This window comes from Thalassolituus oleivorans MIL-1, from assembly GCF_000355675.1.
Lineage (GTDB): Bacteria > Pseudomonadota > Gammaproteobacteria > Pseudomonadales > Oceanobacteraceae > Thalassolituus > Thalassolituus oleivorans.
In genome coordinates, this window is record NC_020888.1 from 1,315,923 (window position 1) to 1,332,154 (window position 16,232).

Annotated in this window: 13 protein-coding genes; 9 read left to right on the top strand and 4 right to left on the bottom strand. The window is 47.0% G+C overall.

Translation table 11 applies throughout. The features are described from left to right. The first annotated feature begins 20 nt into the window (after window positions 1–20). Genes TOL_RS05955 through rlmF form a run of 4 tightly spaced genes read left to right on the top strand, consistent with a single transcriptional unit; the run spans window position 21 to window position 4,835 of the window. A complete protein-coding gene (locus TOL_RS05955; protein ID WP_015486396.1) occupies window positions 21–2,132 on the top strand; it encodes an ATP-binding protein in 2,112 nt (703 codons plus the stop codon). Next, window positions 2,125–2,943: a mechanosensitive ion channel family protein gene (locus TOL_RS05960; RefSeq protein WP_015486397.1), complete on the top strand. Its 819-nt coding sequence runs from the start codon at window positions 2,125–2,127 to the stop codon at window positions 2,941–2,943. The genes TOL_RS05955 and TOL_RS05960 overlap by 8 nt, the downstream gene beginning before the upstream one ends. Window positions 2,944–2,985: 42 nt before the next feature. Further along, entirely contained in the window at window positions 2,986–3,477 is a 492-nt protein-coding gene (locus TOL_RS05965; RefSeq protein ID WP_015486398.1) for an SRPBCC family protein, read from the top strand. A gap of 44 nt (window positions 3,478–3,521) precedes the next feature. Continuing rightward, a complete protein-coding gene (gene rlmF, locus TOL_RS05970) occupies window positions 3,522–4,835 on the top strand; it encodes a 23S rRNA (adenine(1618)-N(6))-methyltransferase RlmF (protein ID WP_015486399.1) in 1,314 nt (437 codons plus the stop codon). A 55-nt stretch (window positions 4,836–4,890) separates the two neighbouring features. Here rlmF and TOL_RS05975 read toward each other — a convergent pair whose 3' ends face one another. Then, complete coding sequence (locus TOL_RS05975) at window positions 4,891–5,244, bottom strand: EF-hand domain-containing protein (protein ID WP_015486400.1); 354 nt, start codon at window positions 5,242–5,244, stop codon at window positions 4,891–4,893. A 175-nt stretch (window positions 5,245–5,419) separates the two neighbouring features. On the opposite strand from TOL_RS05975, the gene TOL_RS05980 reads away from it, so the two are divergent. After that, complete coding sequence (locus TOL_RS05980) at window positions 5,420–5,926, top strand: RNA methyltransferase (protein ID WP_015486402.1); 507 nt, start codon at window positions 5,420–5,422, stop codon at window positions 5,924–5,926. A 3-nt stretch (window positions 5,927–5,929) separates the two neighbouring features. On the opposite strand, the gene TOL_RS05985 is transcribed toward TOL_RS05980, so the two are convergent. Next, window positions 5,930–6,361: a CBS domain-containing protein gene (locus TOL_RS05985; RefSeq protein ID WP_015486403.1), complete on the bottom strand. Its 432-nt coding sequence runs from the start codon at window positions 6,359–6,361 to the stop codon at window positions 5,930–5,932. A 135-nt stretch (window positions 6,362–6,496) separates the two neighbouring features. After that, window positions 6,497–7,915 carry a 3-oxoacyl-ACP reductase gene (locus TOL_RS05990; RefSeq protein WP_015486404.1) on the bottom strand — a complete coding sequence of 473 codons (1,419 nt, stop codon included), beginning with the start codon at window positions 7,913–7,915 and terminating at the stop codon, window positions 6,497–6,499. 238 nt (window positions 7,916–8,153) lie between these two features. On the opposite strand from TOL_RS05990, the gene TOL_RS05995 reads away from it, so the two are divergent. The 4 genes from TOL_RS05995 (at window position 8,154) to TOL_RS18230 (ending at window position 13,215) form a co-directional block, all read left to right on the top strand. Then, the gene (locus TOL_RS05995; RefSeq protein ID WP_015486406.1) at window positions 8,154–9,449 is read left to right on the top strand and encodes an acetyl-CoA C-acetyltransferase; all 1,296 of its coding nucleotides are present in this window, start codon (window positions 8,154–8,156) and stop codon (window positions 9,447–9,449) included. A gap of 164 nt (window positions 9,450–9,613) precedes the next feature. Continuing rightward, window positions 9,614–10,849 (top strand): MFS transporter, encoded by a 1,236-nt coding sequence (locus TOL_RS06000; RefSeq protein ID WP_015486407.1) that lies wholly within the window; start codon window positions 9,614–9,616, stop codon window positions 10,847–10,849. 9 nt (window positions 10,850–10,858) lie between these two features. Next, entirely contained in the window at window positions 10,859–11,104 is a 246-nt protein-coding gene (tusA, locus tag TOL_RS06005; protein WP_015486408.1) for a sulfurtransferase TusA, read from the top strand. A 149-nt stretch (window positions 11,105–11,253) separates the two neighbouring features. Further along, window positions 11,254–13,215 carry a GLUG motif-containing protein gene (locus TOL_RS18230; protein WP_015486409.1) on the top strand — a complete coding sequence of 654 codons (1,962 nt, stop codon included), beginning with the start codon at window positions 11,254–11,256 and terminating at the stop codon, window positions 13,213–13,215. Between the two features lie 175 nt (window positions 13,216–13,390). On the opposite strand, the gene TOL_RS06015 is transcribed toward TOL_RS18230, so the two are convergent. Further along, window positions 13,391–16,084, bottom strand: coding sequence for a DUF349 domain-containing protein (locus TOL_RS06015; RefSeq protein ID WP_015486410.1), 2,694 nt, complete (start codon window positions 16,082–16,084; stop codon window positions 13,391–13,393). Between the last annotated feature and the right edge of the window lie 148 nt (window positions 16,085–16,232).

Consider the following 16,232-nt stretch of genomic DNA (forward strand, 5'->3'; position numbering starts at 1 on the left):
TTAAGAAGATTTAGTCCTTTATGTCTCTAATGTCTGGTCGACTTAGTTCGGTGCTAACTGCTAGCGCTATGCTCGTTGTCGTGGTTCTTATTATGGCCAATATATTGCCATGGACGGCGGCAGCGGATATCGCCAATACCGGTAAAGATTACAATCTGTTTGATTTGCTAAAAGCCGAAGTGGTGCAAATTAAAGATGTATTTAAAGGCGTTGTAGAGGCTTGGCTCGGGCTATTGCAAAAAGATATTACCGAGCGTCAACGTTATGACTTGGTTATGCAGTCTGGTTTGCCTTTGTTGCTTATTATTCCTCTGCGCTGGATGGCAAAGTGGTTTGCTGGTGTTGTATCGCGTACCTTAGTTTCTACTCATAACCAAGTCATTAGTAAAGGTATCAAACATCAAGGTGTTCGAGCTTTAGCACGCTTATTACTTGGTATGGCGCCTTTACTTCCTTGGATTGTGTTACTGATTTTTAGCTCTTTATTTTTTAGTGAGCAGTCAGAACCTAATTTGGGCGGTAGCCTACTGGTGATCTTTCAGGTCTATATGCTCTATGTGGTGGTGAGTCTTGCTGCCGAGTGGTTTTTGTTAAGTATTTGCCAAGGTGCTGGTTCGTTTTTAACCGCTGATAGCACTGCTAAACTCGAACAACGTACTGAAATGGCCGCTAAGTGGCTATTGCTTCCGTGGGCTGCCATTGCCTTAGCTTTGCACTTACTTGGTAAGTCGTTAATTGCGCACTTAATTGAAACCGCAGTATGGATGTTTAGCTGGGGTGTTGTGAGTTATCTTTTGCATTTTTATCGACTGGAATTGATGCTCAATTTGAAGCGCTTATTTCCGGCAAGTGTCGATCCAATTTTAGATAAAGTAAAAGAAAGCTGGGCATTTGTATTGGTATTGCCACTGCTAATACCATTGCTTCTGCTAATGTTTGTGCGCGTGTTTTTCACTCAATTGCTGGCCGATTTCGCTTGGTATCAGAGTTTAAGTGCGCGTTGGTTTCGTATTAAAACGAAAGCGGCAGGTGAGGCGGATGAAGACGAAGTTGCCGTTGATGTGATCTGTGAGGACTATCAGCGCTGGTTTAGCACAGAGAAAGATAGCGAACTAAAACTGCCGATTATTGATACCGGATTGAGTGCCGCAATCCGTAAAGACTTTGATGCGTGGAATGCTGAGCGCTCTGAAGATAATGTCATTTTAATTACTGGTGAACGGGGCATTGGTAAGAGTTCTGCCTTGATTCGTTTTACCAATGGTGTTGCTCAAGATGACCCTGAAATTATTATTAAACGAATCGACGTACCGCCGAAAACGACCAGCCAAGACGCTATTTATCAGTTGTTAGGGAATGCTCTAGAAATAGATATGAGTGAAGGTCCCAAAGCCTTAGTGCGTCATGATGCTGAGATGGTACCCACCATAGTGATTTTAAATAAGGCGGAAAATCTGTTCTTAGCCGAAGTCGGGTACTTGCAAGGGTGGCGAACGCTATTAGGCCTAACCAACACTAAACTCAATAATGTGTATTGGCTAATTACCATCAATAATCAGAGTTGGGCTTATCTGTGCAATGTATTTGGCCGCGAATACCAAATGCGCAATGTTATTCGCGTTAAGCGTTGGACCCAAACGGAAATCCGCTCTTTGATCTTGTCGCGTAATCAGTTAAGCGGCTATCGCTTACAGTACGATGACGTTTTAATTGATACTCGCTCCCCCGTTGCTGGAACCTTACGCAACGCCGAGCAACGTTACTTCAGCTTGCTTTGGGATGGTTGTCGTGGGTTACCAATGGCGGCATTAGAGCTATGGCAGGGTTCCGTTAAAACTAAAGGTAAAAACGTTGTTGCGAGTATTCCTCAACTCCCGAGTAGCTCACGAATAGAGCAATTCGGACCTAAGCTTATGTTCGTTTTTGCAGCCATTGTGACCCACGAAAACCTCACGACGGAGGAGTTAGTGAAGGTGACTAACATGCAGGAAAACGTGATTCGCTTTGCCTTGAAGTCGGCTCTCGATGCTGAAGTTATCGTGCGCGGTAGTGATGGCCGCTATCGTATTACCACGCTTTGGTATCATACCGTTGTTAGCTCATTGAATAGGAAGAACATGCTCCATGAATGATACCAATGGGTTAGTTAGCGGCATTCTTAGCGTTGCCGATGTTTTTAATATCTACGCGATATTATTACTGATATTAGGCGGCTTTTTTATTTGGGCTTTAACCGTCGCGCTGAATAACGGCAGTAAGCGCTTGATGGAGAAAATTCCAGCACGGCGTTTTTTGATTTTACAAATATCGACGCTAACAACTTTTGCGCTCTATATTTTTGGCACGATAGGTTTGGTTGTCGGTGTGTTACAGCCACCACAAGAGCTGCTCTTCGCTGCAGCCGGTTCCATCGCGGTAGCTTTGGGTTTTGCGTTGAAGGACGTTGTGGCCTCGCTAGTGGCCGGTATTCTTTTATTGTTTGATCGTCCATTCCGAGTAGGCGACCGAGTAAGCTTTGGCGACACCTATGGTGAGATAGTATCCATTGGTCTACGTACTGTGCGCTTGGTGACGCTCGATGATAATTTGGTCACGATTCCTAATTCCCGTTTTATTACCGATGTTGTGTCATCAGGCAATGCTGGCGAGTTAGATATGATGGTGGTTACGGATTTTAACCTCGCATTAGATGCTGATTTAGCAACGGCGCAAACGTTAATTGAAGAGGTGGTGGTCACAAGTCGCTACGCCTATTTAAAGAAGCCCGTGAGTTTTACTCTAGAAGAAATCGAGGTTGCGCATACCTTAGCTATTCGTTTGCGTACCAAGGCGTATGTTTTAGATGTGCGTTACGAAAAGGCGTTTCAGAGTGATATTGTTTTGCGTGGTACAGCTTTACTACAGAAACACAGCATTGCGCGACCTAAGCCTGTGCTGAGTTGAGAACAAGATAATAAGTGAATACGGAATATAGGGAGATAGACGATGACTGATGCTATGAATGACAGCCAAACTTGCGCCATTAATCACGAACTCGTACTAGAGCGCCTGATTGATGCACCACCGACCGCGATATATCGCGCTTGGACGGAGCCAGCATTATTGATGCAGTGGTTTTGCCCTAAGCCATGGAGTGTCGCTTCTGCAGAGCTAGATGTTCGTCCGGGCGGTGCGCAAACGATTGTAATGCGCAGTCCAGAGGGGCAAGAGTTTCCAAATACAGGGATGTATTTAGAAGTCGTCGAGAATGAACGTATAGTTTGGACCGATGCGTATATCGGTGATTGGCAGCCATCTGCTAAGGCCTTTATGACGGGAATCATCACGTTAACGCCAGAGGGCGAAAAAACGCTCTATAGAGCGGTTGTTCGTCACTGGTCAGACGAAGACAAAAAATCGCATGAGAATATGGGGTTTCACGAAGGCTGGGGCAAGGCGACGGATCAATTAGAGGCGTTGGTGGCCACGCTGAAGTAAGCATTTCGTGCTATTATGCGCCAATATCATTGTTGGTCATTATCGTGAAATCAAAACCTCCTCATTCTGCTTCTACCGATACAGACGCTGATTTGCCTAGCGCTTCAGCGTCTGTCGAAAGCCCTTCGGCTACGTTTAATCCTTGGGCTGCGGCGGCGGCCAAGCATAAGGATTCAGACTCGCAGAGCGAAGAGCCGTCGAGCTCTGAATCAAGCCCCACATCGTCGCCGCAATCCTCATTAAAGCCGCAAGCCAGTTCTGTTCCGAAATCGGAACGAGTAAACAAAGCTCGAGGCGAAGGGGAGAAGCCGGTTAATCGTGCTAAGCCCGCTTACAAAGAGCGTTCAGCTAGTTCTGATCGTGCGGCAAGATCGATGGGTGAGCGCGGTGCTAAACCGTCAGGTAAACGCTCAGCGGACGGTAAATGGGTGTTTGAGAAAAAATCCGATAAATCACCTTATGCTTCTTCGACCAAGCCAATCGGCTTGCATCCTCGCAATCCGCATTCTGGTCGATATGATATGACCTTGCTGGTTGAGGTTTTGCCCGATCTCGCTGATTTCTTACAGCTAAACCCGAGCGGTGAGCAGACCATCGACTTTAGTAATAATGCCGCGGTGCTGTGTTTAAATACGGCTTTATTGCAGCATTACTACAAGGTTGAAGACTGGAGTATTCCTAAAGGGTATTTGTGTCCGCCCATTCCTGGCCGTGCCGATTATATTCATTACTTGGCGGATTTACTGGCTGAGCATGATGTTAGTAAGCTCAGCACTAATGAGCCGCCGCGTATTTTAGATATAGGTACGGGCGCGAACTTAATCTATCCGATTATCGGTACGCATGCTTATGGCTGGCAATTTACGGGTACAGAAACTGACGGAACCGCTGTGCGCAATGCACACGCTATTGTTGAAGCCAATCCTAGTTTAAGTAAAACCGAAATATTGATGCAGCGTAATTCTGAATTTCTGTTCAAAAATATGATTCGCAGCGGCGATTATTTTGAAGCCACTATGTGTAACCCACCATTTTTCTCTTCCCAGCGCGAAGCCGAAAACCAAGCGGCGCGTAAATGGAAAAATTTAAAAGGTGAAAAAGGATCGGTTACGCGGAACTTTGGTGGTAAGTCGAATGAATTGTGGTGCGAAGGCGGAGAGCTGGCTTTCTTAAAACGCATGATGCGAGAAAGCGTCAATTATGCTGATCAAGTGGGATGGTTTACTAGCCTTGTATCTGATGGTGATCATTTGCCGCTATTCAAAAAAGTTTTGCAGCAGCAAGGGGCTAAACAAATCGAAATTACCCCTATGGCCCAAGGCCAAAAGGTGAGTCGTTTTATTGCTTGGCGTTATTAACTTTAATAATCACTAGATCAAGCCTGCTTAATTGCAGGCTTGATATATGTATTGATTATTTAGCCATCGGCATTTTCGAATTACGCATTTTATGTGCTGAAAATTCCTCAGCATCTAAGTAGCCGTTGCCATCTACATCCATTGCTGCGAATGGTTCAGCATTGGCCATTCCCATCATAGGACGACCTTCGGCAGCACGGGCTGTCATCCGTTTTGCTCGGGCTTCATTGAATTCCAGTTCGGTTATTTGGCCATTGCCATCGAGATCAAAATCCTCGAAGTTAGGCATCATTCTTCCCATCATACCGGGCATGTTAGCCGCAGGTGTTGGGGCTTGCTGAGTATCTGTTTCGGCGAAAATCGCAGAGGATAGGGGCAATAATAAAGCAGCTAGTATGAGTGATTTCATTGGGGAGACTCCTATGTGTCTTACTCAGTGTTGCACTCATCTGTAATTAAACCTTGATGCTGGTCAACGAAAACTGTTACAGGCGTTATTAGGTGATTTTCAGGGGGCAGACGTAAATTTGGTATACTGCCGCCAATCATCCTCTCGAGGGGAGCTATTAGAGTGAATTCCAGAAGTGAATAATCGTTATGTTGCCATTGGCTTGGTTAATCCAAAAAGCCCTACCAATATCGGTGGCGTGATGCGCGCCGCTGGGTGCTACAAAGCCGATGCTGTTTTTTACAGCGGTGAGCGTGCCAATCGCGCCATGCGCTTTCAAACGGATACTAAAGACGTGGTGCAGCGTATTGCGTTAACGGCAGTGGATGATCTACTAGAGTGTATTCCAACGGATGCAGATGTGGTGTGCGTCGAACTGGTAGAAGGCGCAATATCGTTACCGCAGTTTAATCATCCGGCTAATGCGTTTTATGTATTCGGCCCAGAAGATGGCACCATACCGCAAGAGATTGTTGATCGTGCGCACAGCGTTGTTTATGTACCGACCATCGGCTGTATGAATTTAGCGGCTACGGTCAACGTGCTGCTCTATGATCGCTGCGCTAAATTAGGATTTTCGGCGGATGGTGATGAATTAATTCGTCAGAGTCGAGATACGAATAATCGAGTGAAGGTTCGCTAGCGACTACTCTTTGTTCTGCCTCTTTTTTAATTGATAGGCTTCGAGTGCTTTAAACACATCGCGCCAACTCAATATTCCAGCCACGCTTCCATCAATGTTTAATATTGGAATGCAGGATACGTTGTATTCGTTGAAAACGTGTATCGCTTCGTGCACATCGGCATCCGGAGAAAGGGTAATGGGCTTGCGCGTCATTATTTGATGAACTTTTTTATTCAGCGAAGCCACATCGCGTAGCGTTTCCGTAATAGTACCTACATTAGGGCTAACGGATTTCAATAAGTCTCGATCCGACACTACGCCCCAGAGCTTACCCGATTGAATAACCAGCAAGTGATGAAACTTAGTTCGCTCGAAAATGGCTTTTACCTTATGCAGTGGGTCATCTAAACCGACATGCACAACGTTGGCTGACATCATCTTACCGACCTTCATAACTTACTCCGCAGGATATGTGTTCCTAGTAGTAAATGTAGTGCTGGTTTGGGCTCAGAGCCAATTTACGAGTATAAAAAAACCGGCTAAGAAGCCGGTTTTTTATTGAGCAATCAAAGCATTAGCGTTGCAAGATTATGCACCAACTAATGACTGACCACAGATACGAACGACGTTACCAGTCACACCGCTAGAAGCAGGGTTACCGAAGAAGGCAATGGTTTCTGCTACATCAACTGGCTTACCGCCTTGTGACAGAGAGTTCAAACGACGGCCTACTTCACGAGTCATGAAAGGAATCGCATCGGTCATTTGAGTTTCGATGAAACCAGGTGCAACGGCGTTGATAGTGATGTTCTTTTTGGCTAATTCGTCAGCCATATATTGAACATAACCAATTACACCTGCTTTTGATGCTGCGTAGTTAGTTTGACCAACCTGACCAGCAATACCGTTCATAGACGATACGCAGATGATGCTGCCGCCATCGTTGATCGTGCCATCAGCAAACAACTGGTTGTTGATGTGCTCTTCAGCAGAAAGGTTGATCGCGATGGTCATTGACCACCAATGTTCAGGCATATTTGCCAGCGTCTTATCACGAGTTACACCCGCGTTATGAACAATGATGTCGCCGCCGCCCATTTCTTTTAGTTTGGCAGAGATCATTGCTGGCGCTTCTTTGGAAGAAATATCACCTAATAATACTTCACCACCGATTTCTGCCATAACACGTTTTAAATCGCCTTCGGCAGGTGGGATATCCAAGCCAAGAACGGTAGCACCGTCACGAGCCAATGTGCGTGCAATGGATTCACCGATACCGCGTGCAGCACCAGTTACCAATGCAACTTTACCTGCTAATGGCTTGTGCCATTCAGGGTAAGTCACTACGTCGGCTTTGCTAACCGTTAAAATCTGACCATCCATATAGGCTGATTTAGCAGAAATAACGAAACGGAAAGCAGAGTCGATATTCGCCTCTGCGCCTTCTTCGACGTAAATTGACTGAGCGGTTGCGCTCTTTTTACCAATTTCTTTTGCCACTGAACGAGTGAAACCTTCCAGTGCACGCATTGCCGCAGCTTGTTCGCCAGTGGCTGCTTTCATATGCGGACGACCCAATACAATGACGCGGCCATTATTGTTTAGCTTGCGCATTACTGGGTTAAAGAAGAAGTACAATTGGTTCAAATGTTCGGTATCAGAGAAGCCCGTAGCGTCGAATACAAACGCATCAAACTTGTCTGTCATATCCTTTTTGCATTCAACACCAACAGCGCGCACGCCGTTTGCTTCTGCGGCTTTCAGGATAGCTGCTGCGGTTTTACAGGCTGAAGGAAAGAATACTTTGGCGTTCGATGCTTTCAGGTTACGCATCAAATCGTTAAGCAGTGCAGCGTTGTCGGAAGCACCTACTAATACACGACCTTCAAAGTAGGTCTCTTGGTTTGCGTTGTAACGTTTTAAATTAATTGGCGTTGGCAAACCGACGTTTTTCAGCAGGCTGCGGCCGAGATTATTGTTCAGCAGTGTTTCGTAAAAGTTGCTCATGATCTGTTTCACTCGTTGCTTGCTATACGGGGATCACATCGGCACGATGTACAGCGCCGGAAGGTAACAGATTACAGCAGCAATAATAAGGTCTGAAATTGACCTTAGGCGGTTGAGTCTGTGTCACTTCAGCCAATGCCCGCGCGTTCAGGTCGGATAGACTGGCCATCACCGGGCAGATATTGAGATATTTTGCGTTCTGCCGCGTATTTGGCAACGTTTTAACAGGATTCATAACATGACCCAAACAGTTCGTAGAGTCGCCATCATTGGCGGTAACCGTATTCCGTTCGCACGTTCTAACAGCGCTTATTCATACGCGTCTAACCAAGACATGTTGACTGCTGCATTGAATGGCTTGGTCAATCGTTACAATCTGCAAGGCGAGCACATCGGTGAATTCATCGCTGGCGCTGTTATCAAACACAGCCGCGATTTCAACTTGGCTCGTGAAACTTTGTTAAGCACTGCATTAAGCCCACGCACTGTTGGCTGTGATATCCAGCAAGCATGCGGTACTGGTTTACAAGCCATCATGATGGCAGCGAACAAAATCGCTTTGGGCCAAATCGACAGTGCTATTGCTGGTGGTTCTGATACCACGTCTGACGCACCTATCGGCGTTAGCGAAGGTTTGCGTAAAATTTTGCTAGAAGCTAACCGTCAAAAAACGACGAAAGATAAGCTGAAGCAATTGATGAAAATTCGTCCTAAGCATTTAGCACCTTTAGTGCCTCGCAATGGTGAGCCTCGTACCGGTATGTCTATGGGCGAACACACTGAGCTGACCGTTAAAGCTTGGGGTATTACTCGCGAAGAGCAAGATCAAATTGCCTTCAACAGCCATCAAAACTTGTTAGCTGCCTACGATCGTGGATTCTTCGACGATCTTGTGACGCCGTTCCAAGGTGTTGAGAAAGATAATTTGGCACGTACGCCAAACATGGAAAAGCTAGCAAGCCTGAAACCAGCATTCGATAAGAAGTCTGGTAACGGTACGCTAACGGCTGGTAACTCATCAGCTCTGACTGACGGTGCATCGGTTGTATTGTTAGCTAGCGAAGAATGGGCAAAAGAGCGCAACCTGCCGGTTAAAGCTTACTTAAGCTTCTACGAAACTGCTGCGGTTGATTTCTTCGGTAAAGATGGCAACAAAGACAAAGAAGGTTTGTTGTTGGCGCCTGCATACGCTGTTCCTGCAATGCTTAAGCGTGCTGGTATTACTCTACAAGATTTCGATTTCTACGAAATCCACGAAGCCTTTGCTGGTGTTGTTTGTTCAACATTAAAAGCGTGGGAAGACGAGAAATTCTGTAAAGAGAAGTTAGGCTTAGATGCGCCACTAGGCAGCATTGATCGTAGCAAGCTTAACGTAAACGGTTCTTCCATTGCCACTGGCCACCCATTTGCGGCAACCGGCGGTCGCATCGTAGCTTCCCTGGCTAAGATGTTGGAAGAAAAGGGCTCTGGTCGTGGCCTTATCTCCATCTGTGCAGCAGGTGGTCAAGGTGTTGTTGCGATCATTGAGCGCTGATAGACCCTGTAGGATCACCTCCTGCAATCCTGACCTGTGTTGAAAAGCACTTTAGCCCCGCCTTATGGCGGGGTTTTTTATTGTCTATCGCCAGTAAATAAACTCTGTTAACTGCATAATCAGCCCGCTATGGTAGCGCTATTGATTAAATCCGGAGCATCTTGATGGACCAAAATAAAGCGAAGTGGCTGGCACTGATTAGTTTGTATTTAGTGCAAGGTCTGCCGCATGGTTTTTTCGGTCAGGCTATGCCCGTGTTACTGCGTGAGCAAGGTGTTGATTTAAAGCATATTGGTTTAATGGCTTTAGTCGCTTTGCCGTGGGCATTGAAATTCCTTTGGGCGCCCATGTTGGATCGCTTTACGTTATTTCCACGGCATTGGCCGGATGAGTTTCGGCGCAGTTGGATCTTGGCGATGAATTATTCCGCAGCAGCATTATTAATTGCTATTTCGTTTATGCCATTGGACTGGATAGCCACTGACGGTTTGCTGCTTTTTGGTGTGCTGTTAATCGGCATCAATGTATTGATAGCAACTCAAGATATAGCCACAGATGCGACCGCCGTCGAAAATTTATCGCCACATGAACGCGGTTTCGGTAATGGTGTTCAAGTCGGCGGTTACCGTACTGGAATGGTACTGGCTGGCGGCTTATTAGTATCTTATTTTTCGTATTTAGGGTGGCAAGTATCGTTATGGGTATTGGCTCTTATGATGGTGCTGGGGACACTACCTTTATATGCTTATAAACCTAAACCTAAACCTCACCAAGTTGCTCAGCAATCTATGCTGCCGCTATGGAAAGGCTTCTTTAATTTAAAAGACGCTTGGCTCTGGGTTGCACTTATTTCCCTTTATAAAGTTGGTGATGCATTTGGCACACAAATGATTCGCCCATATTTGTCGGATGCTGGGCTCAGTTTGGATGAGTTGGGCACTATGCTTGGTGGTGTTGGATTTGTCGCTGGATTGGCGGGCGCATTGTACGGCGGCTGGCTTGTGGGGAGAATTTCTCGTGCACGAGCCTTAACGTTGTTTTTGTTGCTCGAAGCCTTGGCCATGCTCGGCTACGTCGGTATTAGTATTGAATACAAAGCGCATATTTGGCTTGCCGTTACGGTTGAGCATATTACGGGTGGCATGGCCACCGCTGCGCTCTTCACCATAATGATGGATCGTTGTCGTGAACACAGTGCTGCCGCGGATTACGCCTTACAAAGTTGTGTTGTGATCGTGACAGGGATGTTTGCTAGTGCAATCTCAGGTTATAGCGCCGCGACATTGGGGTATGATATGCACTTTGCCGTTGCTGCATTAGTGTGTGTCGCCGCTGTATGGTTGGTGTATCGTGCGTCGCGTGCGGGCTTGTTGTTACCTAAATCTCAGACGATGCAGTAAGAGTTCACCATGTCAGATGTTAATCAAACCCTTGATGCTCGCGGCTTGTTTTGCCCAGAGCCAGTAATGTTACTGCACAATATTATTCGTGATGTCGCGATTGGTGATGTCGTAGAAGTATTAGCAACCGATCCTTCTACGGTGCGCGATTTTACTCGTTTTTGCGGATTTCTTGGTCACGAATTAGTACTGAGTGAAGAAGTTGACGGTGACTATCGCTTTTTGATTCGCAAAGGCGAAGAAGAGGAAGAATAGGGCATCAGTAGGGCGTTTTAGATATTAACCACCTGTCATTGTCTGCAAGGTCAGACAAGCCTGCGTTTGTACTAACAGGTCTGAGTTGGTTGTGGTAACTTGCCCATAGTTCAGAAATTGCACAATTCTAATAAGGTCTGTTGGTTGTTATGAAGTACCCCGTTTTTAAATATCTTTGTATCGGTTTGCTATGTTCTTTGGTTGTCGCATGCGGCGGCGAGGACAATGCGGTAGCTGCACAGAATTCGCAGAGTCCGTCACCATTATCGGATAAAGACGGCGATGGTGTCGTAGATACTGAAGATGCATTTCCTCGTGATGCCTCAGAAAGTCTCGATAGCGACGGCGATGGTAAAGGCGATAATTCTGATGCATTCCCATTTGATGCGTCGGAGACCAAAGATAGCGACCGCGATGGTGTGGGTGATAATGCTGATTTATTCCCCTTCGATGCCAGTGAAACAATTGATACGGATGGCGATGGTATCGGTGATCATCGTGATACTGACGACGATAACGATGGTGTACCCGACGTTGATGATGACCTACCTAAAGATCCTACCGAATCCGTGGATACTGACCATGACGGCATTGGCAATAATGCCGATACAGATGACGATAATGATGGTGTCTTAGACGTTGATGACGCGTTTCCAGAAGATGAAGATGAAACAGTCGACTTTGATGTTGATGGTGTTGGCGATAACAGTGATACCGACGATGATAACGACGGTGTTCCCGATGTAGAAGATTTATATCCTTTTGATGCTTCTGAATGGGCTGACACCGATGGTGATGGCGTTCCGGACAATGCCGACGCATTTCCTCGCAATGCGTCAGAAACACTCGATTCTGATGGCGATGGCGTCGGCGATAATAGTGATGTGTCGAAATTTGATCCGGCGGTGACTATTAATGACGACGGCGATGGCGTAGCCGCGGAAGATGACGTCGATGACGACAACGACGGCTTGATTGAAATTTCAACGGTTGAGCAATTGGATTGGGTTCGTAATGATCTAACGGGAGCTACCTTAAATAACGGTACTTCGTCTTCGGATCAAGGCTGCCCAGTTGTGGGTGGCTGCATTGGCTACGAGTTAGTTAAAAATCTCGATTTTGCATCCAGCACTGGCTATGTGCCGGATGCAACGAATGGTTGGATGCCAATTGGTTCAGTTGATCAGCCTTTTACTGCTATTTTCGACGGCAATGATTATGAAATTCGTAATCTAGAAATCTCTCGAGGTGATGGCGATAACATTGGTTTATTCGGCTATATCGAAAATGCTGAAGTTCGCAATCTGGTGTTGTCGGGTGCTTCTGCTTATGTCGTCGGCGGACGTTATGTCGGTGCAGTTGTAGGGTCTTCGCATGATTCAACAATCTCTAATATGTATATAACGATTCCTGTCTACGGAGATGAAAGTGTCGGTGGCGTGGTTGGCTTGGCCGAAACTACAGTACTGGATTTTCTGTCGACTGTCGGCGATGTTAGTGGCGACAGTATGTTGGTTGGCGGTGTCGCTGGTGCTGTTTATGGTTCTACCATTAGCCGCAGCTCAGCTACGGGCGATGTTTCTGGTCATTACAATGTCGGTGCTCTATTAGGCGGTATCGAAGACTCGACCGTGAGTAGTAGTTATGCCCGAGGTGAGGTAAGCGCTCTTAATAACGCTGGCAGTTTAATTGGCGAGTCTTATTTATCGAGCCTGAGCACGAGCTTTGCTACCGGTGCTGTCGTTACTAGCCCTGATGCGGATTACTCACCTCTGGATGTCGTGGTCGAATACTTTGGTGGTTTAACAGGGTATTTATTTGATTCTAATATCTCTGCTAGCTATTGGGCCACTGATGCAACTGGCTTGGGTGTCGACACAGGTATTGCATTCGGTGACAACTCTATAGATACGTTTGGCGTCAACGACAGCGTATTGCGTTGCCCAACAGAAGCCGATGCGGGTGGCTGCATTGCTGGCGCTAACTTGTATGTTGGTTGGGCTGATATTGATCACGATTTTGATATGGGCGCATCGACACTGGCCATTGCTCCTTGGAACTTTGGTAATAGCAGTGTTCTACCGACCTTGCTGCTAAAAACGAACCCTTAGCATGGGGTGGGGTACCAATTAGGTTGTATCAACTTACGATATCGACTAATAAAGTGCAGCGAGAATAGGTGCTGTGGCTTTGAGTTAGTCTTCCCATAGGTGGTCGAATTAGATAGAAACAAATAAAAAGGGGCCAAATGATGGCCCCTTTTTTTATTGCTGCATGCGCTGTAATTTACAGTGTTGCAGCCTTATTTAGCGCAGTGATGAAGCGGTTAAGTTGCTCCGCAGTCGCTTTGCTATTTAACCAACGCTCAATCAGCTGGGCGCGTTCTTGCTCCGCGCTTAGGCCTTTGCCTAAACCTTCTGCCAGACGCTGAACCTGCATGTTCATGCGTAAGCTACGGTCTTGTTCCGGGCTGTCTATGTTGGCAAGAATTTCCATGGCAACACACAGAGCACCTGCGTCTTCAGTAAATTCTGTGCGGGCTTGTGCCGCGCGGAAGTTAGCTTCGTCGAAGCCGTTGGCAAGTGGCAGGCTAGCATCCCAATCTTGCTCAGCTTGTAGTGCTTCCAAACGCTGAATTACGCCATTCCATGCCGCAAGTATTTGTTCGTTACTCGCTTGCTGTTGACGGCTCTGAACGGCACTTTGCATCTCATCCAGTGCTTTGCTTAAACGTTGGTGAGCGCTGCGTGGCAGCTCTAGAGAACGGAAGCGTGCATTGATGTCGCGTAAGCTATTGGCTAAGGATTGAGCTTCTATACTCTCATCAGCAACGATTGCTTGCGCTTCTGCCACCATAGCTTCGGCTTCGCTTACCACAGTGTTGAGCGCTGCTTTACGGGCATCACGTTGTTCGTTTAAACGCGCAAAAACCGCATCTGCATGCTGGCGTAGCTGCTGCCATAATTTTTGGTCAGCACCCTTTGGCGTCATGCCGATGGCTTTCCAATCTTGTTGAAGTTGCTTAACTTGTTCGATCGCTTCATCTAAGTCTTCATGACTCACCATACTTTCGGCTTTGCTCACGATGGCTTCTTTCAACGCAAGATTACGACCGTATTCTTCTTTGATATGTGCATAGATAGCATCACACGCACTTTGAAAGGCCGTCTGTGTATCTTTATGAGATGCGCGATCAACCGGTGAATATTGACGGAATGCGTCACGTGCAGCGTTCAATGTTTGTTGAACGGCTTTCCAATCAGCTGTTTCCCAATTCATGGCCTGTTCATAAGCCAATAGTTGCTGGGTAAGGTCGTTGCGTGCAGCCACGTTGCGTCCGCGTTGTTCAGCCAGTTCGGAGAAGTAGGCTTTGCACGGTTCAAATGCGCGATCGGCGGCGGCTTGGAAGCGCGCCCACAATTCGCGATCATTGCCACTGTTGCCGAGGCTTTTCCATTCTTGTTGCAGCAATTGAATCGCATCGGCACGCGCTTGTGGTTCCATGTCGCCATCAGCAATACTTTCCATGCTGGCGCATAGCTGTTCTTTCTTTGGATTGATGGCAAAGCCCTGCCAGTCGCGCAGTTCGTTTAAGCGCGCAGTCAGCAAGCGCAGGCGATTTTGATGTGGCTGCTGTTGCTTGTGATCAAGTGCGTTTAATGATTTCTGAATAGACTTCATTAAGCGACCAGCATCGTTTGCTTGGCCCTCATCAAGCACCGCTTCTAGTTGGTCCATTTGCTTGCGTACTTGGTCAGCAACTTGCTTTTGCTGGTCAAGAAGATCGTCTTTCTTGTCGCCTAACTGTGCGCATTGAGCTTGTAACTGAGTTAACCACTCAGGTGCTACTAAATTGCTTGGCCACTGACAGCGTTGCAACCACTGTTTACCAATGCGTGCGGCATCTAAGGTTTCGCTCAATTCTTTACTGGTAGCTTTGGCAAACCATGCGGTTATAGCGTCTTGTTGTTCACTATAGAAATTTAAACAATCGGCAACCGCAGCAGATTGTTGGGCTAGCGCTTGATACGCTTTGCGTTGCTCGGCATTCGCAGGGCTTTGTTTTTCGCTATGCTCCCAGGCTTGCAGTTCGCCTTGGCAAGCTGCATTCCATGTACCGGAAAGCTGCTCGGCTGCAACTTCGAGTTGCGAGGTCATACGCGCAATAATACCGGCGCGATCAGCTTCCGCTTGGCGCGCATTTTCTGCTTGCTCGGCACGACGCTGTTCCTCTGCTTCGTGAGCACGCAGTATTTCATCGGCTTGTTCTAGCGCTGTAGCAAAGCTAGTCAGTGAGGCTTCTTCACCCTTAGCGCGTAGTTCGTTCAAACGTTGATGTAATACTTGTAAGCGCCCAAAGAAATCGGGGCCATAACCCAAGCGCACCAGTTGCTCCGCTTGGCTGGTTAAATGCGCTAGCTTTTCACGTTCTGCTGCTTCGCGTTCTTGCTGTTCTTTTACCGCGGCTAAGCGTTCTTTGCACAGGCGGTACACAGCTTTGTCTTTACCCTGTGCGACATCAAGCAGTGCCTGAAGTAGTTTAGGGTTATGAATGCCTTCGGCTGCCGCCATACGCACGCGGGCAACGCTGTGCTCGCTGGCCAATTGTAGGCGCTGCTGTTCATCGCTGATGCGGCCAATAGCCTCAACGCGTAATTCTTGATTGTCGGTTAATGCGGCAATGCGCACATATACCTTACTATCGGCGTTACTCGGTAAGCCGCCGTTGTTAAGCAAGCGGTTTAACCAGTGCTGGCGAGTTGCTTCGCGCAAATCGTTGTTGCTGTCGCGCAGTAGGGATTCAAGATCGTCTTCGCTTTGTATGCGAGCAAGGGCTGCATCACGAACGGATGCTTCAGGTTCTTTGCGGATGAAGGTGATGAGTTGTTCCGCAGATTGCAGGGTGTCTAGGGCCTTTCGTCTAACTTCCGGATTCTCGTGTTGCGATTTTGGTTTGAAAAACTTTTTAAATAACGCCATTCGAATATGTCCAACTAAGGTTTGCCACAGAAAAAAGCGCCCCCATTTTACAGTTCGCCAGCCGTTTAGGAACCATTGATTCCAAAGTTCCTTATGCTTAAATCATCATCTTGCAGGAATCTGCCGTTTCACCTGAATTAAGACAATG